At 54.4% G+C, this 24,748-nt stretch carries 17 protein-coding genes; 9 read left to right on the forward strand and 8 right to left on the reverse strand.

Features of this window, described 5'->3' with window-relative positions; translation table 11 throughout:
• Positions 1-4,372, forward strand: a 4,372-nt coding sequence (locus tag ACT3TF_RS16170) for an amino acid adenylation domain-containing protein (RefSeq protein ID WP_444672554.1), incomplete at its 5' end; no start/stop codon positions are given.
• Between the two features lie 61 nt (positions 4,373-4,433).
• On the opposite strand, the gene ACT3TF_RS16175 is transcribed toward ACT3TF_RS16170, so the two are convergent.
• The 5 genes from ACT3TF_RS16175 to ACT3TF_RS16195 form a co-directional block, all read right to left on the reverse strand.
• On the reverse strand, positions 4,434-5,318 hold the full coding sequence (locus ACT3TF_RS16175; RefSeq protein WP_444672555.1) for an ABC transporter substrate-binding protein: 885 nt from the start codon (positions 5,316-5,318) through the stop codon (positions 4,434-4,436).
• 80 nt (positions 5,319-5,398) lie between these two features.
• Positions 5,399-7,576, reverse strand: a complete 2,178-nt coding sequence (locus ACT3TF_RS16180; RefSeq protein WP_444672556.1) for a TonB-dependent siderophore receptor — start codon at positions 7,574-7,576, stop codon at positions 5,399-5,401.
• Between the two features lie 153 nt (positions 7,577-7,729).
• The gene (locus tag ACT3TF_RS16185) at positions 7,730-8,674 is read right to left on the reverse strand and encodes an alpha/beta hydrolase (protein WP_441686531.1); all 945 of its coding nucleotides are present in this window, start codon (positions 8,672-8,674) and stop codon (positions 7,730-7,732) included.
• Between the two features lie 65 nt (positions 8,675-8,739).
• Positions 8,740-10,035, reverse strand: a complete 1,296-nt coding sequence (locus ACT3TF_RS16190; RefSeq protein ID WP_193063494.1) for a lysine N(6)-hydroxylase/L-ornithine N(5)-oxygenase family protein — start codon at positions 10,033-10,035, stop codon at positions 8,740-8,742.
• Positions 10,036-10,058: 23 nt separating this feature from the next.
• On the reverse strand, positions 10,059-11,174 hold the full coding sequence (locus tag ACT3TF_RS16195; RefSeq protein WP_319022231.1) for a GNAT family N-acetyltransferase: 1,116 nt from the start codon (positions 11,172-11,174) through the stop codon (positions 10,059-10,061).
• Between the two features lie 234 nt (positions 11,175-11,408).
• Between ACT3TF_RS16195 and ACT3TF_RS16200 the strand changes: the two genes are divergently transcribed.
• Positions 11,409-13,055, forward strand: coding sequence for a cyclic peptide export ABC transporter (locus tag ACT3TF_RS16200; RefSeq protein WP_441686530.1), 1,647 nt, complete (start codon positions 11,409-11,411; stop codon positions 13,053-13,055).
• Here ACT3TF_RS16200 and ACT3TF_RS16205 read toward each other — a convergent pair.
• On the reverse strand, positions 13,041-13,652 hold the full coding sequence (locus tag ACT3TF_RS16205; protein WP_444672557.1) for a cytochrome b: 612 nt from the start codon (positions 13,650-13,652) through the stop codon (positions 13,041-13,043). The two genes, ACT3TF_RS16200 and ACT3TF_RS16205, sit on opposite strands and share 15 nt — an antisense overlap.
• Positions 13,653-13,656: 4 nt before the next feature.
• On the reverse strand, positions 13,657-14,589 hold the full coding sequence (locus tag ACT3TF_RS16210; protein ID WP_444672558.1) for a siderophore-interacting protein: 933 nt from the start codon (positions 14,587-14,589) through the stop codon (positions 13,657-13,659).
• Positions 14,590-14,771: 182 nt separating this feature from the next.
• Between ACT3TF_RS16210 and fhuB the strand changes: the two genes are divergently transcribed.
• Positions 14,772-16,772, forward strand: coding sequence for a Fe(3+)-hydroxamate ABC transporter permease FhuB (gene fhuB, locus ACT3TF_RS16215; protein WP_444672559.1), 2,001 nt, complete (start codon positions 14,772-14,774; stop codon positions 16,770-16,772).
• Between the two features lie 34 nt (positions 16,773-16,806).
• Here the strand turns inward: fhuB and ltaE are convergent, their stop codons facing one another.
• Positions 16,807-17,814, reverse strand: a complete 1,008-nt coding sequence (gene ltaE, locus ACT3TF_RS16220; RefSeq protein WP_444672560.1) for a low-specificity L-threonine aldolase — start codon at positions 17,812-17,814, stop codon at positions 16,807-16,809.
• A gap of 115 nt (positions 17,815-17,929) precedes the next feature.
• Here ltaE and ACT3TF_RS16225 point away from each other — a divergent pair, with 115 nt between their 5' ends.
• The 6 genes from ACT3TF_RS16225 to ACT3TF_RS16250 all read left to right on the forward strand — a co-directional run bounded on the left by ACT3TF_RS16225 (position 17,930) and on the right by ACT3TF_RS16250 (position 24,695).
• Positions 17,930-19,168: an NAD(P)/FAD-dependent oxidoreductase gene (locus tag ACT3TF_RS16225; RefSeq protein WP_444672561.1), complete on the forward strand. Its 1,239-nt coding sequence runs from the start codon at positions 17,930-17,932 to the stop codon at positions 19,166-19,168.
• Between the two features lie 52 nt (positions 19,169-19,220).
• Positions 19,221-19,772: a spermidine N1-acetyltransferase gene (gene speG, locus ACT3TF_RS16230; RefSeq protein ID WP_444672596.1), complete on the forward strand. Its 552-nt coding sequence runs from the start codon at positions 19,221-19,223 to the stop codon at positions 19,770-19,772.
• 779 nt (positions 19,773-20,551) lie between these two features.
• Positions 20,552-21,364, forward strand: coding sequence for an alpha/beta fold hydrolase (locus ACT3TF_RS16235; protein ID WP_444672562.1), 813 nt, complete (start codon positions 20,552-20,554; stop codon positions 21,362-21,364).
• Positions 21,365-21,399: 35 nt separating this feature from the next.
• Positions 21,400-22,161 carry a metallophosphoesterase gene (locus ACT3TF_RS16240; RefSeq protein ID WP_441686588.1) on the forward strand — a complete coding sequence of 254 codons (762 nt, stop codon included), beginning with the start codon at positions 21,400-21,402 and terminating at the stop codon, positions 22,159-22,161.
• A 179-nt stretch (positions 22,162-22,340) separates the two neighbouring features.
• Positions 22,341-23,258, forward strand: coding sequence for a 5-dehydro-4-deoxyglucarate dehydratase (gene kdgD / locus ACT3TF_RS16245; RefSeq protein WP_096281806.1), 918 nt, complete (start codon positions 22,341-22,343; stop codon positions 23,256-23,258).
• A gap of 96 nt (positions 23,259-23,354) precedes the next feature.
• On the forward strand, positions 23,355-24,695 hold the full coding sequence (locus ACT3TF_RS16250; RefSeq protein WP_096281804.1) for an enolase C-terminal domain-like protein: 1,341 nt from the start codon (positions 23,355-23,357) through the stop codon (positions 24,693-24,695).
• Positions 24,696-24,748: the final 53 nt, after the last annotated feature.

Here is a 24,748-nt window from a genome sequence, read left to right on the forward strand (position 1 = left end):
GCCGCTAACCCCGAACGGTAAGGTCGACCGTAAGGCCCTACCCGAGCCGGACTTTGCCAGTGGTACGCAGTATGAATCGCCTCAAGGCGAGGTAGAAGAAGCGCTGGCGGAGATCTGGTCAGAGATACTTGGCGTTGAGCAGGTGGGCCGACACAACAACTTCTTTGAGCTGGGAGGGGATTCGATTCTCAGTCTTCAGATCGTCTCTTGGTTGCAACGGGCTGGTTGGACGGTCACTCCTCGGCAAGTCTTTGAGCATCAGAGCATAGCCCAGTTAGCGCTGAATGCGACCAGTGCACAGGAGGAAGCGCAAAGGCGTGAGATTGAGTTCTATGAATTAGCAGATTATCTGAGCGGTGAGCAGATCGAAGCCCTAGGCTTAGACCAAGGCAATATCGAAGATGTTTACCCCCTGTCGCCCACACAAGAGGGGATGTTCTTCCACTCTCTTGAAGCGGAAGAGCCGGGGCTCTACGTCAATCAATTGAACGTAGACGTCAGTGGCTTGGATGCTGATAGGCTAGTAAGGGCTTGGCAAACTATGGTCGAGCGCCACGCCACGTTAAGAACGGGTTTCTTATGGCAAGCGGGTATGGTGCGCCCACTACAGCTCGTCTTTACGCAAGTGGAACCGGAAATAGTACTGTTGGATTGGCGCGATAAGAAAGATGGGCTTGAAGAGTCCCTTGCCACCTATGCTGAGCAAGTGCTCAAGCACCAAATTGACTGGCTGACACCACCATTAGCCTGGTTACATTTGATTCGGCTTGATGATGACCGCTATCAACTGATATGGACTCGGCACCATATTTTGTCCGACGGCTGGTCTGAAGCCCGTCTAATTAACGAGTGGCTGGCCAGCTACGCAGAAGAACCTTTGGCGCCGGCTGGGAGGCCCTACGGTGACTACATTCGCTGGTTGCAGCGTCAGGATGCCGACTCGACCAAAAAATTCTGGACATCAGAATTGGAAGGGCTGGAGGGGCCGACGCTGCTGGCCGAGTCGAGCCGTCAAGAGAGTGATGCCCAGGGCTTCGCCAAACGCTATACCCGTCTAGGACGGCAAGATACCGAGCTCCTAAAAGCTGCTGCCCAGCGACAGCGAGTGACTCTAAATACTTTAATACAGGCTGCCTGGGGGGTGCTACTGCAGCGCCACTGTCATCAGGAGCGGGTGATGTTTGGCGCGACGGTATCCGGCCGCCCACCGAGCCTGCAAGGTGCTGAGGAGATGGTAGGTCTGTTTATTAACACCATCCCTGTGGTGTTGGCGGCGCGGCCTGAGCAGAGTGTTGGGGCTTACTTGCAGAGCGTGCAGGCGAGCAATCTGGGCATTCGTGAGTATGAACATGCCGCGTTAGCAGATATTCAACGCTGGTCTGGGTCATCGGGTCGCGCCTTGTTCGACAGTATCATTGTATTTGAGAACTTCCCCGTCGATAGAACAATGCGTGATCAGCAGCGGCATGGTCTGCGCTTTGGTGAGGTTGCCGGGGAAGGCATAACTGGCTACTCGATGGATCTGCAGGTGGTGATCGATGATGAGCTGGAGATCGAGTACTGCTATAGCCGACGGGACTTCCCAGAGCCGTTCATTGATGAACTGAAATGCGCTATGGAGCTGCTCATTCGTCAGATGGCGGAGTCGCCGGATCGGCCTGTGGGTGGGCTGGAATGGATTGAATCAGCTCGATGGGATGCGCTGAGTGAATTAGGCCAGAGTGGCCGCAGTGGCTTCTCCCGCATGCCAGTGCATCGCCGCATCGCTGCGCATGCTGTTACACGGCCAGATAATATTGTGCTCCGCATGGGTGACCAGGCTTTAAGCCATGTGCAGCTCAACGCTCAGGCTAATCGCCTTGCTCACTATCTGCGCGAGCAAGGCGTGGGGCCAGATGTGCGGGTCGGCGTGGCATTGGAGCGTTCCCCCCAAGTCATTGTCACTCTGCTGGCTGTACTGAAGGCGGGCGGTGCTTATGTGCCACTCGATCCGACTTACCCGCCCGAACGTCTGAGTTTTATGATCAAGGATAGTGGTATGGCCCTGCTACTAACGCAGCACGGGGTACTGCCGCGCTTGGCAAAGGTGGAGGGTATCTCTTATGTGGATTGCGAGGCGCTCGATCTAAGCCGTTATGACGATACTGACCCCGATGTGACCGTGCACGAAGAGTCGCTGGCTTACGTGATCTATACCTCGGGCTCTACCGGTACACCTAAAGGCGTTACGGTGGCTCATGGCCCGCTGGCGATGCATTGCCAGGCGATCAGCGAGCTCTATGATATGGAACCAGACTCCTGCGAGTTACACTTCATGTCATTCTCATTCGATGGTGCCCATGAGCGCTGGCTAACAGCCTTATGCTCGGGGATGAGCCTAGCAATTCGGGAAGAAGAGCTATGGACAGCGGAACAAGCCTATACGGCCTTGCAACACTATCGGGCAGCGAACGTGGCCTTCCCGCCGGCCTATTTGAATCAAGTCGCTGACTGGGCAGAAGGGCGTGATGATACGCCACCGGTGGAGCTTTACGTTTTCGGTGGTGAAGCGATGCCCAAGACAGCCTATGACAAGGCGCGCCGCACACTGCGGCCGCGCTGGTTCATTAATGGCTATGGCCCCACCGAAACAGTGGTGACGCCACTGCTGTGGAAGACACCCGCTGAGGAGACCTTTGACTGTGCCTATGCACCGATTGGTCGCCCCGTTGGCGAGCGGTCGCTCTACGTGTTGGACGACAACCTACAGCCGGTACCCAAGGGCGTTGTGGGTGAGTTGTATATCGGAGGTTATGGTTTGGCGCGGGGCTACCTTGGGCGCACCGGCTTGACCGCTGAGCGCTTTGTGGCCGATCCCTTCGACACCTTGGGTGGGCGCCTCTACCGCACTGGAGATCTGGTGCGCTGGCGGGAAGATGGCAATATGGAGTATATGGGGCGTGCAGATCACCAAGTGAAGGTGCGTGGCTTCCGTATTGAACTGGGTGAGATTGAAGCACGTGCCCGTGAAATACCTGGCGTGAGTGACGTCGCCATCGTTACCCATGAAACCTCGAATGGACATCAATTGGTTGCTTATCTGGTAGCTGATGAGGAGGCGGATAACGATCGATTAGTGCGCCGTGCACGGCGACATTTCGAAGCGCATCTGCCCGACTACATGGTGCCAGCACATATGATGGTACTGACAGCCCTGCCACGTATGGTCAATGGTAAACTGGATCAGTCGGCGCTACCTGAACCGCGGCTGGATGAAAACCGCGAGCACGTGGTTCCCTCTACATCGGAAGCCCGCCAGCTTGCCGAGATTTGGCAGGAAGTATTGGGTATAGAGCGGGTCGGAGAAACGGATAACTTCTTCGAGCTGGGTGGAGACTCCCTACTGAGCCTGAAGGTGTTGAGCCGAGTGCGCGCTCTAAAGGAGACTGCGCTTGATTTCAAACTTCGCGACCTGATGCAGAAGCCAACCATTGCTGGATTGTTAGGGCTGGGCGCAGCTTCGGATGCTTCGCTGGATGGCGTGGTTAAGCTGAATGGCGAAAGTCAGGGTCAGTCACCGCTGTTTTGCGTGCATGCTGGTATGGGCACCCTTTACGACTATCAGCCTTTGGCACGGCGTTTACAGGGAGTATGCACGGTATATGGGCTGCCGTGTCGGATGCTAACCGATCCTCAGCATTGTGATACGTCGCTGGAAGCGATGGCTGATGACTATGCAGCCACTATCCGTCGCCTGCAGCCTCAAGGGCCCTATCGGTTATTGGGGTGGTCCCTAGGTGGTACCGTGGCAGCAATGATTGCGGCACGGCTTGAAAAGCAGGCCCAGGAGGTGATCCTGTTGGCGTTGGTGGATCCCTATATCCCCGGTAGCGGCCAGAAGAGCGAAGATGATTGGCGCCGGGATTTTGCGGCCTATGTGTCGGTAATCTTGCCGGGTATCTCACCTGAGATGGTCGCTAATAGTACTCATGCATCGACCTGTAAGGAGCCAAGCGAAACGGAGCTTGCCACTATGCTAGAACGTTTGCTGGCGTTGGATGCGGCCCGCGGACGGGCAGGTTATGCCGCTCTGGGTGGTGAGGAATTGGCACGGATCTTCTGTGTGGCACGCCATCTGAAGCGACTCTCCCTAAAGTCTGGTATGTTGCCGACGTTGAGTTGTGAAGTGGACTGTTGGTGGTCTGAGGGGCGTCCACACGAGGAACGGCAAGCGCTAATGCATCAAGTGGGACAAGTGCCATGTTGGGCTATTGAAACTTCTGAGGATCACTTCTCGATTGTTTCCAGCGATTCGCTATTGCTAAAAGTGATGGGAAAGCTGCAAGAGGATACCCAAACAACGAAGCGCGTAGAGGAGAATTTACCGGCCTAACGGCCGGTTTCTGACAAGTATGCTTACTCTTCCCGGCTGCCTGATGAAGGCAGTCGGGAAGTTAAGTATTTTCTAGCGCATCCTTGAGTGACTCTGCAAAGCGAAGCATGGAGGGGAACCCTCCCCATGGCCAATAATTTCTATTGATACTTACTGATGTATCATCCAACCAATGCTGCCATAGTCCTGACGCTGGTAATGTTGAGTCAGGTAAGTCTTGAGAGTAATTCGAGCGAAGCAGAATTATTTTCCCTTCTAACTGAAATGCCTCTGGGATAGTTAAGGTGCTGAACCCCCAGTCATTCGTGTTGCCTTTCCAGGCATTCTCTAATCCAAGTTGGGTGAGGGTCATATCTTCCAGACTTCCAGGCCCATAGACACGAACATGTCGGTCATCTCGAATTTCTACGATCAACAGAGGATCTATAGGTCTTTCAATCTGTGTGGCTATTAATGATAGCTCAGCGTCTACAGAGTCAATGAATGTTTGAGCTTGCTGTTGCTGGTCGTTCAGTTCCCCCAAATTTATAGTAAGTTGTTCAAGGCTCTGCCAAATATTTAATGCTTTCCCAAACAACCGGGTTTTAATTACATCAGCAATATCGGAAAGCTTATTCTCTAAATTCAAGTGGGCCGGTGGCGATATCAGAATGGCATCAGGTTCCAATGATGCTATATATTCAAAATTGGGCTGAAACCTAAGTCCGAGCTCAAGGGTGTCAGGCAGTAAGTATTCTTGGTTTAATTTTCTATACTGTGCTAAACCCGCCATTGCTATGGGAGGGCGTTGCAAAGCAGCAAGTGTATCTGCAATAGCATAGTCGAAAGTGACGAGTTTTTTGGGTTCTTCAGCGTTAGCAAGTGGCACGACCAGCGGTAAAAATAGCAGTATGACTAAAAAAAATGCTCTGTGGCCTGACGGTGGTAAGTTGCCCATATCGATCATTTATATACTTTCTATTTTGGCTTTTATAAAACAATGGCAGGCGGTGATGCCGCCTGCCATTGCCTCTATTGGTAATGACGTTACCATTGATAACTGATTGAGCCTATGATGCTTCTCGGTTCGCCATAGAAGCATCCATAAGTGCAAGACTCAATATAGGTCTTATCAGTGAGATTGGTGGCATTCACTGCATATACCCAAGATCCAGTTTCATAACTCACTCGCGTATCGACAAGTGTAATCGACGGCACTTCTCCCTCTACCCAAGTCGTCCGGGTTGGGCCTACGTAGCGAACGCCACCTCCTACTTTCAGCCCTGGTAGGCCGAAATCGCCAAAACGGTAGTCGCCCCATAAAGAGAACTGATTATAGGGCGTATTAGCTGTTCTCCTGCCCACCTGATCTGGCGTAACGGGGCTGCTTTTCGTTGTACGCGCATCTGTGTAGGTGTAGGCGGCTACCAAGTTGGCATTGGGGCCTATTGCCGTCTTCGCTTCCAATTCGACACCACGTGAACGTACTTCCCCTATCTGTGTCTGGAAGCTGGTATCCACCGGATCGGTGACGCTGACGTTTTCCTGTGTCAGCTCGTAAGCGGTGGCGGTGAGCATGGTATCCCAGCTATCTGGCTGAAAGCGGACGCCTAATTCATATTGTTCGCCTCGCGTGGGGTCAAACCTATTGCCATTACGGTCAGTACCACTGGTCGGTTCAAACGACTGGCTATAGCTGATAAAGGGCGCCAAACCATTATCGGCAAGATAGACACCCCCCACGCGTCCAGTGAAAGCATTTTCCGTTTCACTGCTCCACTCTGTGGGGCCAAAGTAGGGTGAGCTCTCAGACTCAGTCCAGTCCTGACGTCCACCCAGCATGAGCACCCATTTGTCAGCGATTTTCATCTGATTTTGAGCATACAGGCCAATCTGTTCACTGCGTTGTCTACTAGATGGTCCAGGTATTCGTTCGCTGCTGATTTCCTCAGCGCCATAAATGGGGTCAAACACATCTAGCGGCGGGGCTGACGCACGGAAATGACGCGACACATCATGGCGTTGACGATGATAATCAATACCTATCAGGCTGGTGTTAGCGGTATCACCCATATCCCAATTATACTGTAAAGATGTGTCTGAGGTGAGCGCTCTAGAGTCATCATGGCGATCTAAAGCGGTTCTCATATAGACTCGTTGATCGTTACTTTGGCCAAGACCTATCTGAGGAAAGTCTCGCTCAGATCGGAAGGTGCGGAGGCTATGGCTGAGGTGGAGGCTATTAGAGAAATCGTGCTCAAGTAAATATCCGATCGAGTAACGCTCGTTATCATACTCATCGAAGCCAGGCTCTCCAGCGAATCGCTCCCGAGGAATGTCCCCATTCGGGTTAGAAAGAATGGTGCCGCTGGTGGGTAGTCCATACACATAAGCCGTTTCGTCGCGCTGATATTCACTCAGTAGGGTGAGTGAAGTAGTCTCGCTCGGCTGCCATTTTAAAGCTGGCGCGATATAGGTGCGATCATCCGGTACGTGGTCGACGAAGCTGTCACTGTCCCGATGCAGCATGGTAATACGGTATGACAATACGCCATCTTCATCCAATGAATCGGAGAAGTCCGCAGATATTTGACGTCGGTCGAAACTGCCTGCCTCGATATTAACTTCGCGTAGTGGAGTGCTGGTGGGGCGTTTACTAACAGCGTTAAGAATGCCACCCGGGGCAGCCACGCCATACAAGATTGATGAGGGGCCTTTAAGTACTTCCAGCCGTTCCAGACCATAGAGTTCTTGCTGACCGTCATACACGTTTGCTTGGTATTTGCTGCCATCTCGGTAGGTTGTCGTGTTGCGAAAACCGCGAATTCTTAACCCTTCTGTGGTTCGATCGGCTCCTTCGAACCTGGAGATGCCAGCAGTATAGCCCAGCGCTTCAGTGAAGTTCCGAGCCCCGTAGTTTTTAAACTCCTCACTGCTAACTACCGAGATAGACTGCGGCGTTTCAATAATCGGTGTATCGGTTTTGGTGCCTGTTGCGCTGCGGGTGGCCGCAATACCTTGTACAGGCCCCGTTGCTTCTTCATAAATACGGCTTTCGGTTACTTGCAGGGTAGGCAGTGTGGTGCTTGTGTCGCTGCTTTCATTAGGCTGTAGATCAGTGCCTTGAGCGAGAGCAGCCGGTGCCGCGAATAGCATTGCCGCGCAGGCATTGGCAATGGCCACGGTGATCAGTTGCCTGCGCAGGCCGGTACGAAGTTGCTGCATAGTAATCCCCTTGAATGATATTTATGCGTTAATGATAATTGTTATTATTAGTATTATGTTCTGGGTTTGTACTGTCTTGCAACACTCTGTTGCTCAAAATGGTACGCGTAGTAAGCGGTGTCATATGAATGCCCCATAGGCTGGCAGCCATATCTACTGTGCGGGAGGGCTCGTAAAATGCTGCCGTAGCGCCTTGGCGATATCCCCACGCACCTGACCGGTGGCATCAGGCGTAATGCTGCCCAGGCGTGCGAAGTCGTGCACCATGCCGTGGTATATGGTCAGTTGGGTATCCACATTCGCTTCCTGTAAGCGGTTCACGTAGGCGATGCCTTCGTCGACTAGGAGATCGTGTTCGGCCAGGGCGATGAAGGCAGGTGGTAAGTTTTTGAGATCCGCAGCCTCCAACGGCGCAAAACGCCAGTCGTGACGTTCCTCATCGCTATTTAGGTAGTGGCCAAACATCCACTGCAGGGTGTCTGCTTCCAGCAGGTAGCCTTGTGCGTATCGGCGGTGAGACTCGCTCTCCTGCCAGGCACTGGTACAAGGGTAGAGCAGGATCTGGCAGCGCGGCGGGGGCCAACCATTGTCTCGTGCTGATATGCAAAGAGCTGTGGCGAGGGTGCCGCCAACACTGTCACCACCCACGGCAATGCGTGAGGTATCGAGCCCCATCTCTTCACCATGCTTCAGCAGCCAGCAGTAGGCATCTTCAGCATCGTGAAACGCTGTCGGAAACTTGTGCTCGGGGGCTAGGCGATAGTCGACAGCCAGCACTGTGTAGCCAGTTGCTTGAGCGATGCTTTGGCAGAGCGAATCGTGGGAGTCCAGGCTGCCCAGTAGATAGCCGCCACCATGGAAGTAGAGCAGAGTGGGCGCTAAAGGCTGCTCGCCTTGGTAGCGGCGCAGTTCAAGAGGGTGGCCATCTCGACAGGTGATGCTCAGTGACGTTGCATCGTTAGATATTGGCTCATCAAGCATCTGTGATGATGCCTCGTAGGCAGCGCGTGCTTGTTCTGGTGAGAGAGTGTGGAAAGGTGGGTTGCCGCTATCGGCAACCAGGTCTAAGAAAGCGGCGACATCAGAATGTAAGGGCATAATGGGCGTAAGTCTCGATATTAGGGGCCGCTCCGAGAGAGCGGCCATGCGTCGATAGTGCTTGGTTAGTCCGCGCCTACGAGAGAGGGAGTTGATACGCCGGAATGGACTGTTGGCAGTGCCTCATTCAGTTCTTCGCAAATCTCACTTGTCCGCGCCGCCAAAATCGACAGCAGGGTGTCGCTTAAACCATGGGTGGGTTCGCAGCTGCCTTGCAGGAAAATAGCCGGTTTGAACGCAGGCTTGGTGTAGAGCTGATAGTGGCGGTTGACGGCAAAATCTGGCAGGTAGCCCGCAACGGGGGCCAGCAGCCGTTTATGGGTGTCGCGTACATAGCCGGTGGCTAATACCACTGCGTCGTAACGGGTGGACTCGGTATGGCCGCTCTCCAAATCGCGCACCAGTAGCTCAACGCCTTCAGTAGTTGCTTCGCTGCCAATGACCTCATGGCGGCGGCGGAAGCGGTGACGGACTAGGCCGGTTACTTTTTGCTGATAGAACACATCGTAAATCTCCTGAATCAGCGCCAAGTCAGGGGCTGAGTAGTTGGTGCTTTTGTACTCCTGCAGCAGCGCTTCCCTCTGGCCGGTGGGGTTGTTGAACACGTAGTCGGTGTATTCGGGGTTGAAAATCTCGTTGACGAAGGGGCTATCGTCCGAGGGTTTAAAGGCCCATGCCCGGCTAATAAGGTCCACCTGAATGCCTTCACGGCCGTGCAGATCCAGGAATATCTCAGCGGCGCTCTGGCCCGCACCGATCACGGCGATGCGTTTGGGGGCGTCTTGTTTGGCTAGCTCCCGAAGATAGTGGCTGGAGTGGAAGACCCGTGGGTCTTCTTTTAGCCCAGAGAAGCATTCAGGCACATTGGGCGCGCCGCCTACACTTATCACTAATGAACGGGTGAGTCTTTCCTGCACCGCGCCGTTCTCATCCCGTGAACGAACGCGGAGGTAGGCGACCTCGTCGTTTTCAGTTTCGGGCAGTACTTCAAACACATCCTCTCCATAGGCGCACTGGTGTTCAAAGTGGCTGGCGGTCCAGCTTAGGTAATCATTGAACTCGTGGCGGCTGGGGAAGAAGGTTTGCAGGTTGATAAAGTCCTGCAGGCGGCCTTTGCTGTGAAGATAATTGAGGAAGCTGAAACGGCTGCCTGGGTTACGCGGCGTGACCAGGTCTTTGAGAAAAGAGATCTGCATATGGGCATTTTCCAGCAGCATATGCGGGTGCCAGGCAAAGCTGGGCTGGCGTTCAATAAAGACGGCATCCCGCGCTTGCCCTGCTTGGCGTTGCTCGTCGAGCGCAATGGCCAGGGCAATATTGGAGGGGCCGAAGCCGATGCCGATCAAATCATGAATATGCATAAGAGTCCTCGTGGCTGACGTGTTTATGGGGTGAAGCGTGGGTCGGGTCGTGGCGCTGACCCAAGGTGCGGAGCCAGCGGTATCCAACTGCGCTCGTTAAAAAAGTGTTCGCGTAGCTGCATGCCGAGCATGGCCCGCTTATGGGGGAAATCGAACGCCTTCACATGGGCATAACCGCACTGGGCAAGGTTGCGCAGCATCTTGGCGTTATCCACGCGGGGCTCGATCACCAGGCGTTGGGTGCGGCAGTCGTCCAGGAACAGGTAGTGAGAGATAGAGGGCAGCCAAGCGGCGACATAGGGCCGCCCGCGAAAAGCGGCTTCGCCGATCAGCACGTGCCAGCCACGGTCAAAGTCACCAACGTCGTAATAAGCGCCGATGCGATCCTCCTTGGCCCAGTAGGTCTCGAAATAACCGAAGGGCTCTCCGTTGATACAGCCGATCAGAGGTACAACGCTGGGGTTCTGGAGCGTGCTCTCCAGCCGCTCGCGATGCTGTTCCAAATCACCCTGCTCTTCCCAAAAATGGGCGACGACCGGGTCGTTCATCCAGCGGTTGAAGCGCTCCAGATCAAGTTCCAGGTCAAGCACTCGAAAGCTTAATGTGGCATCCAGCCAGGCAATATGGCGCTGATAGACCGTGCCACTGGGGCGCGGTGGGCGGCGTGGATGTCGCTTTTCGTTCTCCAGGATGGGTTGCTGAGGGTAGGCGTGCATGGAGGGGGAGGTGAGCCAAAGGGTTGGCAACTGCCAAAATAGCTCCGCGTAGGCCCAGAGTTCTCCATGGCGATCTTTAACCGCGATACCGTTGGCACACAGAGTGGGGTGTAAAACCGTGGGGAGCTGCAAACGAAGGGCTACAGTACCTGGGTAAACGTTAAAAGCCCCTTCGATAGCAGCAAGCAGCACCGGTAAGGGCGGTGCCGAGCGCTTCGGCCAACGCAGCGTCAAGGTATGGTTATCGTCCACCAATGACCACTCAAGGTGCTCATGATCACCCTTTACGAGAAGTGACTGTGTGTTGGCATTACCGGTGACTTGATAGGTGTAACCCTCTGGGCGTGAGAGCAGCGGGGCCGCCGCCGTGTGGCTTTCAGAGGATACATGTACCTGTGTTTGTGCCTGGACAGAACTGGACACCGCTTAGCTCCTATCAATAAGAACGAATCACAAAAACGAATCGAAAAAGCGAAGAAAAAACAGCCGTAAAAATCACCCCACCGGAGGGCGGCGGTACTGACTTCTTTATCTAAGGACGAATGAGAATGAGGCTTGTTTACAAGAATGTTGGTTAACTTTTTGCGTGCGCGGTTCGTCATTAGAGATAGGTGTCGGTTTTCAATCGCTTTCCAATCTCTGCCCAACGAGGTGAATGTGCTTTCCTATCTGTTTCGTCGAACCCGCGGGCTGATGACCGCCGCTGCCCTGGCCAGTATTCTTTCGGGGCTTTTCAGCGTGCTGCTGATTGCCCAAATCAATGCAGCGTTGACCAGCGATGCCGCCAGCCGCGCTAGTGCGGCCTGGGCTTTTGCGGTCATTGCCGTGGCCCTGATGGCCTGTCGGATGGTGTCGACGGCGCTGTTTGAGCGGTTGGGGCAGCGGGCGCTGGCCGAGTTACGCCGTTTTGTTGCCCAGTGCGTGGCCGAGACCCCTTTTGCTCATTTCGAGCGTGTGGGCAGTGCGCGGATCCAGTCGGCGCTTACCGAGCACAGCAACAATGTGGCGATCTTGTTCGTTAGCTTGCCGGTTATTTTGACCAATACGGTCATCGTGGTGGGGTGCTTGGGCTACTTGGCGATGCTCTCCTGGCAGGTGTTCTTATTTGCACTGGGGGTGATTGGGCTTGGGGCGGTTGGTTACCACTTGGTGCACTTACGCGCTATTAACTACCTCCAGAGTGCCTCGTCAGAGCAGGATCGCTTGTTTGGTCATTTCCGCGCGCTGACCGATGGGGCAAAAGAGTTGCGCCTGCATCAGCGCAAGAGTCGGGTTTTTATGGATCAGATACTGGGGGAGTCGGTTGAAGGCGTGCGGCGGCTGCGCACCTATGGCATGTCGCTGTTCGTGATCTCGACCAGTTGGGGGCAGTTCCTGATGTACGCCTTCATCGGCCTGGTGCTGTTTGTATTGGCGGGCGATGGGCCTAATCAAACCCAGGTAATGACCGGCTTTGCCCTGGTGTTTGTGTTTATGGTGACGCCCCTGGAAGGGTTGTTGATCAATATTCCGCGGATCAATATGGCGCGGGTAGCCGCTAGCCGAATTGATGACATCACCCGCGAGATGCCCCAGGGGCAGGAGAGGCTGGCGTCATCTCAGACGCCTGATTTTCAACGGCTTGAATTGCACGACGTTACCCACCAGTACTACCACGAGCAGAGCGATGACTTCTTTGAGCTGGGGCCGATTAACCTAAGCTTTACGCCGGGGGAAGTGGTGTTTCTGGTGGGGGGCAACGGCAGCGGCAAGACCACGCTGGCCAAAGTAGTGGTGGGGCTTTATCCGCCGGAAGGTGGCGAGGTGTTGCTCAACGGCGAGCGCGTCGAAGCGGATGGCTGGGATGCCTACCGGCAGCTCTTCTCGGTGGTGTTCTCGGACTTCCATCTCTTTGAGCGCCTGTTGGAAGCGCCGCGGGAAGATCTCGACGAAGAGGGCAACCGACTGCTGGCCAAGCTGCATCTGCAGCACAAGGTGCGGGTTGAGAACGGTGCGTTCACTACTCAGGCGCTCTCCCAGGGGCAGCGTAAGCGCTTGGCGCTGGTAGTGGCCTACCTTGAAGATCGCCCGTTTTTGGTGTTTGACGAGTGGGCGGCAGACCAGGATCCGCTATTCAAAGAGGTGTTCTATTGCGAGGTGTTGCCCGAGCTAAAACGCATGGGCAAAGCGGTACTGGTCATCACCCACGATGACCGCTACTTCCACCTCGCGGATCGATTGGTGAGGCTGGAGAGCGGCAAGCTGTTGGCTGCTGAGTCTGAGACTGCCGAAGAGCCTCTGGCGGAGCCCTCACCGGTCTCTTGATCCCATCATGCGCTCCAACACCTTGTCCTTGAACCAGAAGCGGTGAACCAGCGCCATGGCGATATGGCCGATGACTAATCCGCATAGCAGCCACGAGAGCGGGCCGTGAAGGAGCTCGGCGGGGGCGATCATCCAGGTGATGTCGCGTTTTGCTTCGGGCAGTAGCTCCATACCGTAAAAGCGCAGCGTGCCGCCGCGGCCATACTGACGCAAAATGGCTAAAGCGGGTAGCCACAACAGCAGCCCATAAAAGGTGATATGTACGAGCCGCGCTATGCGGCCACCTAGCCCCGGCGGGCAGGGCGGGCGTTGCTTGCGATTTATCCATGCCCAGCCAAGGCGCGCCAGAGTCACGATCAGGAGCATAAAACCTAACGAGCCGTGAGGCCCGATGCTCGCCAACAACAGCGTGATAGCGTTTTCGCCCATTCCCCGCCAAGCCAGCACCACGGTAAATTGCAGTGTGACCAGTGCGGCGGTGAGCCAGTGCAACGCACGGCTTATGCGCCCGTAGTGGTTGGAGCTGTCTCGCCAGCCAATAGGCGTTTGAGCTGGCATGCTGGTGTGATCACTGTTTAGTGCGGTGCTGTTTGCCATGACTTTAACCATTGGCCTTGCCCATGCGCCAGTAGCCCATGCTGGTGACGTACTGTTTGGGTAGCCCGCACTCGTTAACCAAGTAGCGGCGCAGCTTCATGGCGACCTTGGTTTCAGCGGCGATCCAGGCGTAGAAGGGGGCGCTGTCGTCCAAGATGGCGGGTTCCCAGAGAGGGCCTTCCTCATCGTCGCTTGCATCGTGGGTAGTGGCTGTCGTGGGAAAGCCGCCTAGCGCTTGAATTTCCTTATGCAAATCAATGTCGCGCACTGCCCTCAGCAGCATTTCACCGTGTTGACAGCCGGGCTCGGTATCGCGAGCCAGCCAGCGTAGCCTGGCGGCTTGAGGCAGCGGCTGAACATCGTCGCCGCGAGGTACTTCGAACAGCGCTTCGACCTTGGGTTTAAGGGGCAGCTCATCGAGAGTTTCCAAGATGCCGGCCGCGGCAGGAAGGGCGGTTTCATCGGCGATAATCAGGATACGGCGCACGCCTTGGGGCGGTTTCCATTCGTAACCTAGTTTTGGGCCTTCCGCATTGGCGTCCGGGGCTGTCATCGCCAGGCGGTCGCCTGGTTGGGCTCGCATTGCCCAGCGCGAGGCGGGGCCATTGTCGCCGTGAAGTACGAACTCCACGTCCACCTCGGCTTTTTCTGAGCGTAGGGCGCGAATGGTATAGGTACGCGCAGATGGCCGCTGGGCATCCGGTAGGGCGCGGTAGGCACCGTACCAGTCGTGCTCTTCCAGCTTGGCGATCTCAAACAGCTGGTCGAGACTGCCACCGTCTTCAGGAAAGAACAGCTTGACGCGCTGATCCGGGGCGTAAGTCGCCATTTGGCCAATACCTGGGCCAGTAAAGGTAAACCTTACAAGCGAGGCGCTGACTTGGGTACGGCGGGCGAGTTTGATATCGAAAAGCTGGTAGCTCGGTTTGGCGGCCATAGTGGGCTCCATTATTTATTCATCGATCAAGGTGTCAATTGTAGTGCTAATTATTATCATTTAGAATCATTGTCAATAATTTAACTATTAACCTCCAGAACGATTAAGGCTTGGACAATGACTCTGCTGCCTATCACGTCCTATGTGGCGAACTGCTCGGCGATCACAAAAGGCAGCTCGCTATGCTAGGCGCTGCACAATTTTCCCAACGAGTGGGAGGCATGTCGCCTGCGAAAGCCTGCCTATTGCTTAGCCTGCCGATGGTGGTGCTGTTTTGGGTCGGGCTAGAGGGCCAAGGCGGTTTTGCGCTGGGCCTGCAGGCGTTAGTGGCGCCCTCTTTTGAGAACGTTGACGAGCTGCTGCTCTACTATGCCTGGTGGCCGCGCCTTTCGGTCGCCCTGCTCGCCGGGGGTGGCTTGGGAGTGGCAGGCGTGCTCATGCAGCAGGTCCTGCGCAATCCGTTGGCTTCGCCCACCACCCTGGGGGTGGCATCGGGCGCTAACCTGGCGCTGATGACCGCCACCTTGCTGGCGCCGGGGCTGCTTGTCGCCGGGCGCGAATGGGTCGCCTTATTAGGCGGTGCGCTGGCGGTTGGATTGGTTTTCCTGCTCTCCTGGCGGCGCGGGCTGGCGCCGATCGTGGTGGTGTTGGCGGGTTTGGTGGTCAATCTGTATCTGGGGGCACTCTCCACCGCGTTGTTGCTGTTTAATCACGAGGCGCTCTCGGGGCTGCTGATTTGGGGCGCGGGGTCGCTGGCGCAAAACGGTTGGGACGGGGTGGCGGTGCTCTGGCCACGGCTGGCGATTAGCTGTGTTGCCGCGTGGTTTCTGCTGCGCCCTCTGGCAGTGCTGGAGCTGGATGACGCCAGCGCCAAGAGCTTAGGGGTTTCGCTGACCTATCTGCGCTTTGCTGGAATGGGACTGGCAGTATTTATTACCGGCAGCATTGTCAGCGTGGTGGGCATCATTGGTTTTATTGGCTTGGCAGCGCCCAATATTGTGCGCATGGCCGGTGCGCGCCGCTTAGGGCCGCGGCTAATCTGGTCGGCGCTATTGGGCGCAGTGCTGTTGGCCACCACTGATCTGCTGCTGCAGCAATTCGGTGGCATGATGACGGCCTTTATTCCTACTGGAGCGATTACCGGTGCCCTAGGGGCGCCGCTGTTAATGTGGCTGATTCCTCGCCTGAAACTACAGGGCGACCAGCCACCGAAAGGGGCCGGTGTTTTCGCCCACCGTCACCCTGCGCCGTCACGCTTAGCTACCGGATTACTGCTCGCGTTACTAGGGGCAACGGTTCTTGGCTTGCTGTTTGGCCAGGGCGTAGACGGCTGGTATTGGCTGTCGCCGGATAACTGGAACGTGATGCAGTGGCGCCTGCCGCGAGTGATGGCGGCAGCGGCCAGCGGCTTGATGCTGGCGATTGCCGGGACGATTCTCCAGCGTCTTTCGGCCAACCCCATGGCCAGCCCTGAAGTCTTGGGTATTAGCGGTGGTTGTGCCATTGCGCTGATTCTGGGGATTTTCCTGCTGCCTGCACCCACCAATATGATGCTGATTGGTGTGGGCACCCTAGGCGCTTTCGCGACGCTGCTGGTGTTGGTGGGTATCAACCGCAAGAGCGGTTATCTACCCGAGCGTTTGCTGCTCACCGGGGTGGCGGTCAGTGCGCTGTTTGATGCAGTGCGTAGCGTGATGCTGGCAGGCGGTGACCCGCGTGGCCAGCAGGTGATTGCTTGGCTGGCGGGCTCTACCTATTACGTGGATATCACCAATGCTGTCGTGGTGGGCGGCATTGCGGCCGTATTGGCGCTGGTCACGCTGCCGTTTACCCGCTGGCTGGATATCATGCCCTTGGGTGCACCAACGGCGCGCGCGTTAGGAGTAACGCTTAATCGTGCTCGCTTGGCGCTGTTGCTACTGGTGGCACTGCTCACTGCTTGCGCGACGCTGGTGGTGGGGCCGCTTTCGTTTATTGGCCTGCTGGCGCCACATATGGCGCGCTTAGTCGGCTTCTCACGGGCGGGTCAGCACCTGTTGGGGGCTGCTTTGATCGGTATGCTGTTGATGGTGCTGGCGGACTGGGTAGGCCGTCAGTTGATTTTTCCCTATGAGATACCGGCGGGTTTGGTCGCCTCCTTGATTGGCGGCGCATACTTTATGTGGGGGCTGCGGCGGCTGTAGTGCTTTATCACACGCTAGCCCCACGAGATGCTATTTAGTGCTGGCTAAAGTAGGCTTTCATGACCGCAATGACCTTATCAATATCCGCATCGTTGATATCGCGGTGCACAACGAAGCGCGTGGCGTAAAGCAGCTCAATGAGCACGCCATGCTCTTTAAGCCAAGCGGAAAGTGGCTGGATATGGGCGTCAGGGAAACGTGTGAATACCATGTTGGTAGCCTGGGAAGTGATTTCAACGCCGGGCAGTTTCGCGAGGCCTTCTGCTAGGCGTTCGGCGCGGCGATGATCATGACTTAGATCAGCCACGTGATGGTCCAACGCGTGCTGGCAAGCGGCGGCGATAATGCCTGCTTGGCGCATGCCGCCACCGACCATTTTGCGTAAACGGCGTGCCTTATCGATTAACGCCTGTGAGCCGACCAAGGCTGAGCCCATCGGTGCACCAAGGCCTTTTGAAAAGCATAGAGACACACTGTCGAAAGGCTGGCAGAGCTGCTTCAGTGAGGTGTTCGTAGCGACGGCAGCATTAAACAGTCGTGCGCCGTCTAAGTGTGTCGCCAGCCCGCGTTCACGCGCCAAATTCGTTGCTGCAATGACGTAATCTGCCGATAGCACTTTGCCGGCCATCGTGTTTTCCAAGGCCAGAAGTTTACTGCGCGCAAAGTGAAAATCATCAGCCTTGATGGCCGCGCTTATTTTCTCAAGTGGCAGCGTTCCGTCGGAGGCATTCTCAATCGGCTGGGGTTGAATGCTGCCTAAGACCGCGGCACCCCCGCCTTCATAGCGATAGGTATGGGCTGACTGCCCCACGATATACTCATCGCCGCGTTCGCAGTGCGCCATTAACCCGACGAGATTACTTTGCGTGCCGCTAGGAAATAGCAGGGCGGCCTCTGCCCCAGCCAGCTCGGCTAGAGTTGCTTGAAAGGCGTTGACTGTTGGGTCATCGCCCCACACGTCATCGCCCACCGGAGCCGCCATCATGGCCTCTTTCATAGCGGTCGTTGGGCGTGTCACCGTATCACTGCGTAAATCAATCATGCGCCTCTCCTTTTTTTGTGGTGGCAGTTACTTAGGCATGTTTTCTCAAGCACGTTTTGAAGGATGCATCTATGGTTAACAGCATACTGCAAGTCTCTCCAGCATAGGCAACCCGATGGATCTAAAAAGTGGCTATCCCTATTGGGCGATCAAAAATGGCCTGCTGACAGCGTTTCCCAAGCTTATCCACCATCATGCGTGTGACGTTGTGGTGATTGGCGGCGGTATTACCGGCGCCTTAATCGCTGATGAGCTTAGTCGACACGGCCATCACGTGGTGGTCATTGAGCAGCGTGATGTGGGGTGGGGTAGCTCTGCGGCGAGCACGGCGTTGCTACAATACGAAATAGATACGCACATGACCGATTTGGCCAAACGCTACGGAGAAGCCGATGCAGTACTCGCTTATCGCGCCTGTGCTCAAGCGATTGACGAGATTGAAGCACTGGCGGTGGCGCTAGGCGACGTAGATTTTGAGCGCCAGAAGAGCCTCTACTATGCCAGTCACGAAGGAGATGTGGCAGCCCTCAAAGAGGAGCTGACGCTGCGCCAAAAGCACGGATTTGATGCCACATGGCTGGACAGTGACGCCATTTTAGCGGAATACGGCTTTGAAGCGCCTGGGGCTATTCTTACCCCGCTGGCAGCCAGTATTGATCCTTACCGTATGGCCTATCGGCTATTTAATGCCGTTGTCGAGCGTGGAGGGGAGGTATACGACCGCACGCAAATGGCGTCCATGTCGCCTGACGAGCAGGGCGTGACGTTAACGCTTACTAACGGGGCTACGCTGCGCTGTCAGCACTTAATTATGGCGGCGGGGTATGAGTCACAGGCCTGGCTACCTGAGAAAGTGGCGATCAATCGCAGCAGCTACGCTTTTATCACCGACCCGCTTGCACCTGAGGCGTTAGGGGCATTACGCCACACGATGGTGTGGGAGTCAGCGCGCCCGTACCTTTATATGCGTTGCACCGGTGACGGCCGCTTATTAGTAGGCGGTGATGACGACGATGAAGATATTCCTAAGCGTCGCGATGCTCGGGTTGAGGAGAAAGCCGCGGGCTTGGCGCGTAAGATAGAAGCGCTATGGCCGAGGCTTGATATGAATCCCACCTTCTCATGGGGCGGCACTTTTGCTGAAACGGAGGATGGCCTGCCTTTTTTTGGCCCTCACGAGGTATTTGGCTCGCGCGTACACTTTGCCATGGCATATGGCGGTAATGGCATAAGCTATAGCATGATTGGCGCAACGTTGCTGCGCGCGCTTATAGAGGGTAGAGAACACCCGTTGGAAGCGCTGTTTTCGTTTCAGCGTCTGGCTAAATTAGCTGCGCGGCAAGACGACCCTTAACACACGCTTCAAGATGCGCATGATTGAGCGATATCGATAAGGATGGAAAATGATGGGCCACGCACTTTATTTACGCGCACTGGAGCGCAACGACCTGCGTTTTGTGCATGAGCTAAATAATAACCAGAGCATTATGTCGTACTGGTTTGAAGAGCCTTACGAGTCATTTGACGAGCTAGAGGAGCTTTATAACAAGCATATTCACGACAATGCTGAACGACGATTTGTGGCAGAGGATGGCAATAGTGACGCGATTGGTTTGGTAGAGCTGATTGAGATTGACTACATCCACCGCAGCGGTGAGTTTCAAATTATCATTGCGCCCAATTATCAGGGTAAAGGCTTTGCCCGATCATTAATTCAACAGGCGCTGCACTACTCTTTCACCATCTTAAACCTACATAAGGTGTACCTGATTGTGGCGGTGGAAAACGTCAAAGCAATCCATCTTTACGAAGAGAGCGGGTTTATTGAGGAGGGAAAGCTGGTTCAAGAGTTCTTTATTAACGGAAAATATCGCGATGTAAAACGAATGTATATTCTACAAGATACCTTCCTAGCCCAGCTCGACAGTGCCGACGCTCCAGAAACTAACTGGCTATAAAAAAGCGCCTCGTTCATACGAGGCGCTGGGGGGCTGAAACAGATCTTGAGCAATTGCTTTAGCGCAGGAAATCCTTAATAGCATCAAGGGCAGCTAGCTGCTGCCTCGCGCGCTGTGCCCATACTTCCATGACATCGTCGTTTAATGTTTGAGCTTGGGCGTTTGAATATTGCATGGCGTTCACTCCTTTATTTAAAGGGACATTAGTCAGAGGTGCATGACAGAAATGCATGCAACATTTTGTTATAGAGCCTGTATTGTGCGCAGCAGCATTTTCGCTATTGGTCACGATAGTAAGGACTTTCAGAGGCTTGTGATAGTCAAAACGGTGTAGGTAATCGGCTATTTTATGTAAGCCTGGGCTTACATAAGGTGCGTTAGCGCTATTATATCTTTGAATGGAAAAGGTTTTCATAAAATTAAAAAAGCCGGAAATTATTCCGGCTGCATGGCTTATCTTTTGGTCTTGGGGTAGCAAAAGCAGCTGAATTAACCTAAATAGGCTGTCAGTGCTTCGGCGGCGGCACGATGCCACTGGGCGTTTAAGTTCCAGAACGCTAGAACTTCATTATCGCGCGCAGGGTGTAACGTTAGAAATGTCATTTTGTGGCCCTCCTAGTGGGACAACATCTCTAGTATAGCTGTTTTTTTGCTGCATCGCAGCATTTTTGCGTAAGAAGCATTCCTGACAATCTAGCCGGCACACATTGGCAATCATTGGAGCCACCGCGCTGGCGTGCTATGTTCATCGTCAACTAATAAAAATCACGTAGCTGCTAATGACGAACTCAGCCTTATCCTCTTTCGAACAGCATGACCAGTGGGTCGATGTGCCCGATGGCCGCCTGTTTACGCGCACCTGGCAGCCAAGTAATACACAAATGCCTGAAACCCCCATCGTCTTGCTGCACGACTCTTTAGGTTGCGTTGCGCTATGGCGCAGCTTTCCCGCGGCGCTATGCGTCGCCACCCAGCGTCGCGTGATTGCCTATGATCGCGTTGGTTTTGGCCTATCTGCCGCGCGTAACGATATTCTGTCGTTAAGTTTTATCGATGATGAACCCAGCCAAGGGTTTGCAGCGCTTCGCGATGCTTTGGGCGTAGAGCGTTTTATCGCGATGGGGCACAGCGTGGGTGGCTGTATGGCCGTTCAGTGTGCGGGGGCTTACGCCGATGATTGCGATGGTTTAGTCACTATTTCTGCGCAGGCCTTTAATGAACAGCGCACGCGAAGCGGCATCGTAGAAGCCCAGGCCGCATTTCAGGCACCAGAGCAGCTTGCTAAGCTAACCAAATACCACGGCGATAAAGCCCGCTGGGTGCTCAATGCCTGGACAGAAACATGGCTGAATCCAGCGTTTGAAAACTGGTCATTAGTGCCTGCGCTTGAGCGCGTCAAGTGCCCCAGCTTGATCATTCATGGGGCAAACGATGAGTATGGTTCTCGTCGGCAGCCGGAAAGCATTGCGCGCCATCTGAACGGCCCCGCACATTGCGAAATACTGGCAAATATCCATCATGTACCTCACCGTGAATGTGAAGCCGATGTGGTGAACTTGGTAAGCCAGTTTGTTGAGCAGATTTCGCGCTAAGTTCTGCTCTGAGTGACGAGTAAAAGGGGGAGTCAATGCGCCTGCGTATTTTGTCTGATTTACACTTGGAGTACTTTGATGGATACCGCGAATTGCCTGAGGTTGAGGCTGACGTGGTCATCCTGGCGGGCGATATTCACCGCCAGTGTGAGGGGCTTGCCTGGGCTCGCCGGAGCTTTCCAAACACACCCATTATCTACGTGCCCGGTAATCACGAGTTCTATAATACCTGCCTGCCATTGCTGCGCGAGGGGCTGGCAGAAGAAGCCGAGCGGCTCGAGATTGAGCTACTGGATAGTCGTAGCATTACGCTGAACGGCGTGCGTTTTTACGGCACCACGCTATGGACCGATTTTGCGCTTTACGCCGGTGATCCAACAAAAAATCCGGCTGATACCCTGTCTAAAGCACTACGCTATATGCCTGATTTTCGCATCGTCAAAACCGCGCCAGAGCGCATTTTTACGCCTGAAGAAAGCTGCCAGCTGCATAGTGAAGCGCGTCATTGGCTTGAAGGGGAGCTCGCACAGCCGTTTGATGGCCCCAAGGTGGTGATCAGTCATCATGCACCGCTTCACGACTGCATTCCCGGTCAATATTTAGGCGATGACCTTTCCCCTGCGTTTGCCTCTCATCTTCCTCATTTAATGGGAAAAATGGATGTATGGATTCATGGGCACGTTCATGAGCCGGTCGATATTTTGCGTAACGGCACTCGGATTCTTGCCAATCCCGGTGGTTATCCGGATGAATTCAACCCAGCGCTGTTTAGGCCAGATTGGGTCGTTAATATCTAACTATAATGATCATTGTCAGTTTTGGCCTACTACTTTGGTTTAGATTTCGCGAGTTCTGCTTGCTTCCCCAGCGTGAGGTACTTATCTTCATAGTTGTATGATGTATTACATTAGGCGTTGGGCGGCTCGATGGTACTAGCTCACCCAGGGATCAACGCATTTATAAAAGAGGGTGCAACTTGAAATTTTCAAAAGAAGCAGTAACAAATGCCATTGGCGATGGCCTGCTATCATTTCCTATTACCGATTTTGATAGCCAAGGCCGCTTTGATGAGGCGAGCTATCGTGAGCGTTTAGAGTGGTTTATCAGCCATGAAATCTCAGCCGTTTTCGTAGCTGGCGGCACGGGTGAGTTTTTTAGTCTTTCGCTTGATGAGTACCGTGAGATTGTTCGCGTTGCGGTTGAGGTCATTGATGGCCGACTGCCCGTTATTGCTAGCGCTGGGTTGAGCGTTGAAGCAAGCGTGGCGTTTGCAAAGGCGGCAGAAGAGGCGGGCGCTGATGGCATTCTCTTAATGCCTCCATACCTTACCGAGTGCCCACAGGATGGGTTGGTCGAGTATGCACGCCAAGTGTGTGACTCTACTGAGCTAAACGTGATTTATTACAATCGCGGCAACGGTATTATGACGGCTCCTTCCGTTCAGCGGCTTGCCGATCTTTGCCCCAATCTGATTGGTTTGAAAGATGGCAAAGGTGACATTCAGGCGTTAAACAAAATTATCAAAACGGTTGGCGATCGTCTGTCCTATATCGGCGGTGTTCCTACGGCTGAAATCTTTGCCGAAGCCTATCTCTCTATTGGCGTGAATACTTACTCCTCGGCGGTATTCAACTTCGTTCCTGATATGGCGGTTACCTTCTACAAGGAACTGCGTAAAGGAAATAAAGACGTTGTTAAACAAATTACCAACGACTTTTTCATTCCGTTTGTAGACCTACGTGATCAAAAATCCGGCTATGCCGTCAGCTTGATTAAAGCCGGCGCTGAAATTGTTGGCCGCCCGGCAGGTAGAGTACGTGCTCCGTTAGTTATGCCAACCAAAGACGAGTGTCAACAGCTTGAAAGGCTGATTGAGAAGGCAAAATCTCTTTAAGTGTTAGCTATTGGTCATAGCGAGTAATTGGTTTGTGCAAAAATCATCATGAGAATGATGGCAAGCGTACTAAAAACATCTAATGGAGGCATATTTATGCCGAGCCACGGTACTCCCACGATAACCGAAATGCTGGTTATCCCAGTTGCTGGTCGCGATAGCATGCTGCTCAATATCGGTGGAGCGCATTCGCCTTTTTTTACGCGCAACCTGGTTATTCTTAAGGATAACGCTGGGAACGTGGGGGTCGGTGAAGCGCCAGGTGGTGAAACGATCCAGCAGTCACTTGAACGATCTCGAGAGCGTGTGGTGGGCCAGCCAATCAGTAAGTTGCGCTCTATGATTTCCTCGCTACATAACGTGGGGCTCAGCGCTGACTCCGAGGATTTCGGTAAGGGCTCATGGACCTTCGAGCTGCGTATTAATGCGGTCGCTGCACTTGAGGCCGCACTGCTAGATCTCATGGGTAAATTTCTTGGTGTGCCGGTGGCAGAGCTTCTGGGCAATGGTAAGCAACGTGATAGCGTTGATGTGCTGGGGTATCTATTTTTCATTGGCGACGGCCATAAGACTCCATTAGATTTTCGCCGTGGTTCCGAAGGGCTAAGCCACGATTGGTACCGTCAGCGGGATGAAGTCGCGATGACGCCGCAGCGGATTGTGGAGCTAGCGCAAGCCGCTCATGATCGTTACGGTTTTAAAGACTTCAAGCTTAAGGGCGGCGCGTTACCCGGTGAGCAAGAGATTGAGGCCGTCACCGAGTTACATAATGCTTTTCCAAATGCACGTACCACTATTGATCCTAACGGCGCATGGTCACTTGATGAAGCAATTCGTTTATGTAAAGACCTGCATGGTGTGATCGCCTACGCTGAAGACCCTTGTGGTGCAGAGCAAGGATTTTCCGGGCGAGAAATTCTAGCTGAGTTCCGCCATGCGACGGGCCTGCCTGTTGCTACCAATATGGTTGCTACCAACTGGCGCGAAATGGCCCATGCGCTGATGTTACGTTCAGTTGATATCCCTCTCGCCGACCCGCATTTCTGGACTCTATCGGGGGCGGTGCGTGTTTCTCAGCTCTGCCAAGACCACGGCATGACGTGGGGGTCGCACTCGAATAATCATTTCGATATTTCACTTGCCATGTTTGCTCAAGTCGGTGCTGCGGCTGTAGGGCGCACAACCGCATTGGATACTCATTGGATATGGCAGGAAGGTGATGCGCGCCTAACCCGCAATCCGCCGGAAATCGTCGATGGCAAGATAGCTGTGACCGACGCTCCAGGGCTGGGTGTAGAGGTCGACATGAGCGAAATTGAGAAAGCCAATGCGCTTTATCGTAGCCTGCCCTCAGGTGGACGAAGCGACGCTACAGCCATGCAGTATTTGATTGATGGTTGGGCCTTCGATCCCAACCGACCGGCACTGGTTCGCTAGGCTTTCTCGCACGACCCGATGTACTGGATCCATCTAATAAACAATTGGGCTTT

Origin of the sequence: Halomonas sp. AOP25-F1-15 (genome assembly GCF_052378675.1) — a bacterium.
Lineage (GTDB): Bacteria > Pseudomonadota > Gammaproteobacteria > Pseudomonadales > Halomonadaceae > Vreelandella > Vreelandella casei.

What these genes read in the sequence shown, in the direction of transcription:
- ACT3TF_RS16210 (WP_444672558.1), bottom strand. Translation starts at nt 14,589, where the DNA reads ATGGCCGCCAAACCGAGCTACCAGCTTTTCGATATCAAACTCGCCCGC.
- ACT3TF_RS16240 (WP_441686588.1), top strand. Translation starts at nt 21,400, where the DNA reads ATGCGCCTGCGTATTTTGTCTGATTTACACTTGGAGTACTTTGATGGA.
- ACT3TF_RS16190 (WP_193063494.1), bottom strand. Translation starts at nt 10,035, where the DNA reads ATGCATATTCATGATTTGATCGGCATCGGCTTCGGCCCCTCCAATATT.
- ACT3TF_RS16205 (WP_444672557.1), bottom strand. Translation starts at nt 13,652, where the DNA reads ATGGCAAACAGCACCGCACTAAACAGTGATCACACCAGCATGCCAGCT.
- ACT3TF_RS16235 (WP_444672562.1), top strand. Translation starts at nt 20,552, where the DNA reads ATGACGAACTCAGCCTTATCCTCTTTCGAACAGCATGACCAGTGGGTC.
- ACT3TF_RS16185 (WP_441686531.1), bottom strand. Translation starts at nt 8,674, where the DNA reads ATGCCCTTACATTCTGATGTCGCCGCTTTCTTAGACCTGGTTGCCGAT.
- ltaE (WP_444672560.1), bottom strand. Translation starts at nt 17,814, where the DNA reads ATGATTGATTTACGCAGTGATACGGTGACACGCCCAACGACCGCTATG.
- fhuB (WP_444672559.1), top strand. Translation starts at nt 14,772, where the DNA reads ATGCTAGGCGCTGCACAATTTTCCCAACGAGTGGGAGGCATGTCGCCT.
- ACT3TF_RS16250 (WP_096281804.1), top strand. Translation starts at nt 23,355, where the DNA reads ATGCCGAGCCACGGTACTCCCACGATAACCGAAATGCTGGTTATCCCA.
- ACT3TF_RS16225 (WP_444672561.1), top strand. Translation starts at nt 17,930, where the DNA reads ATGGATCTAAAAAGTGGCTATCCCTATTGGGCGATCAAAAATGGCCTG.
- speG (WP_444672596.1), top strand. Translation starts at nt 19,221, where the DNA reads ATGGGCCACGCACTTTATTTACGCGCACTGGAGCGCAACGACCTGCGT.
- ACT3TF_RS16175 (WP_444672555.1), bottom strand. Translation starts at nt 5,318, where the DNA reads ATGATCGATATGGGCAACTTACCACCGTCAGGCCACAGAGCATTTTTT.
- ACT3TF_RS16180 (WP_444672556.1), bottom strand. Translation starts at nt 7,576, where the DNA reads ATGCAGCAACTTCGTACCGGCCTGCGCAGGCAACTGATCACCGTGGCC.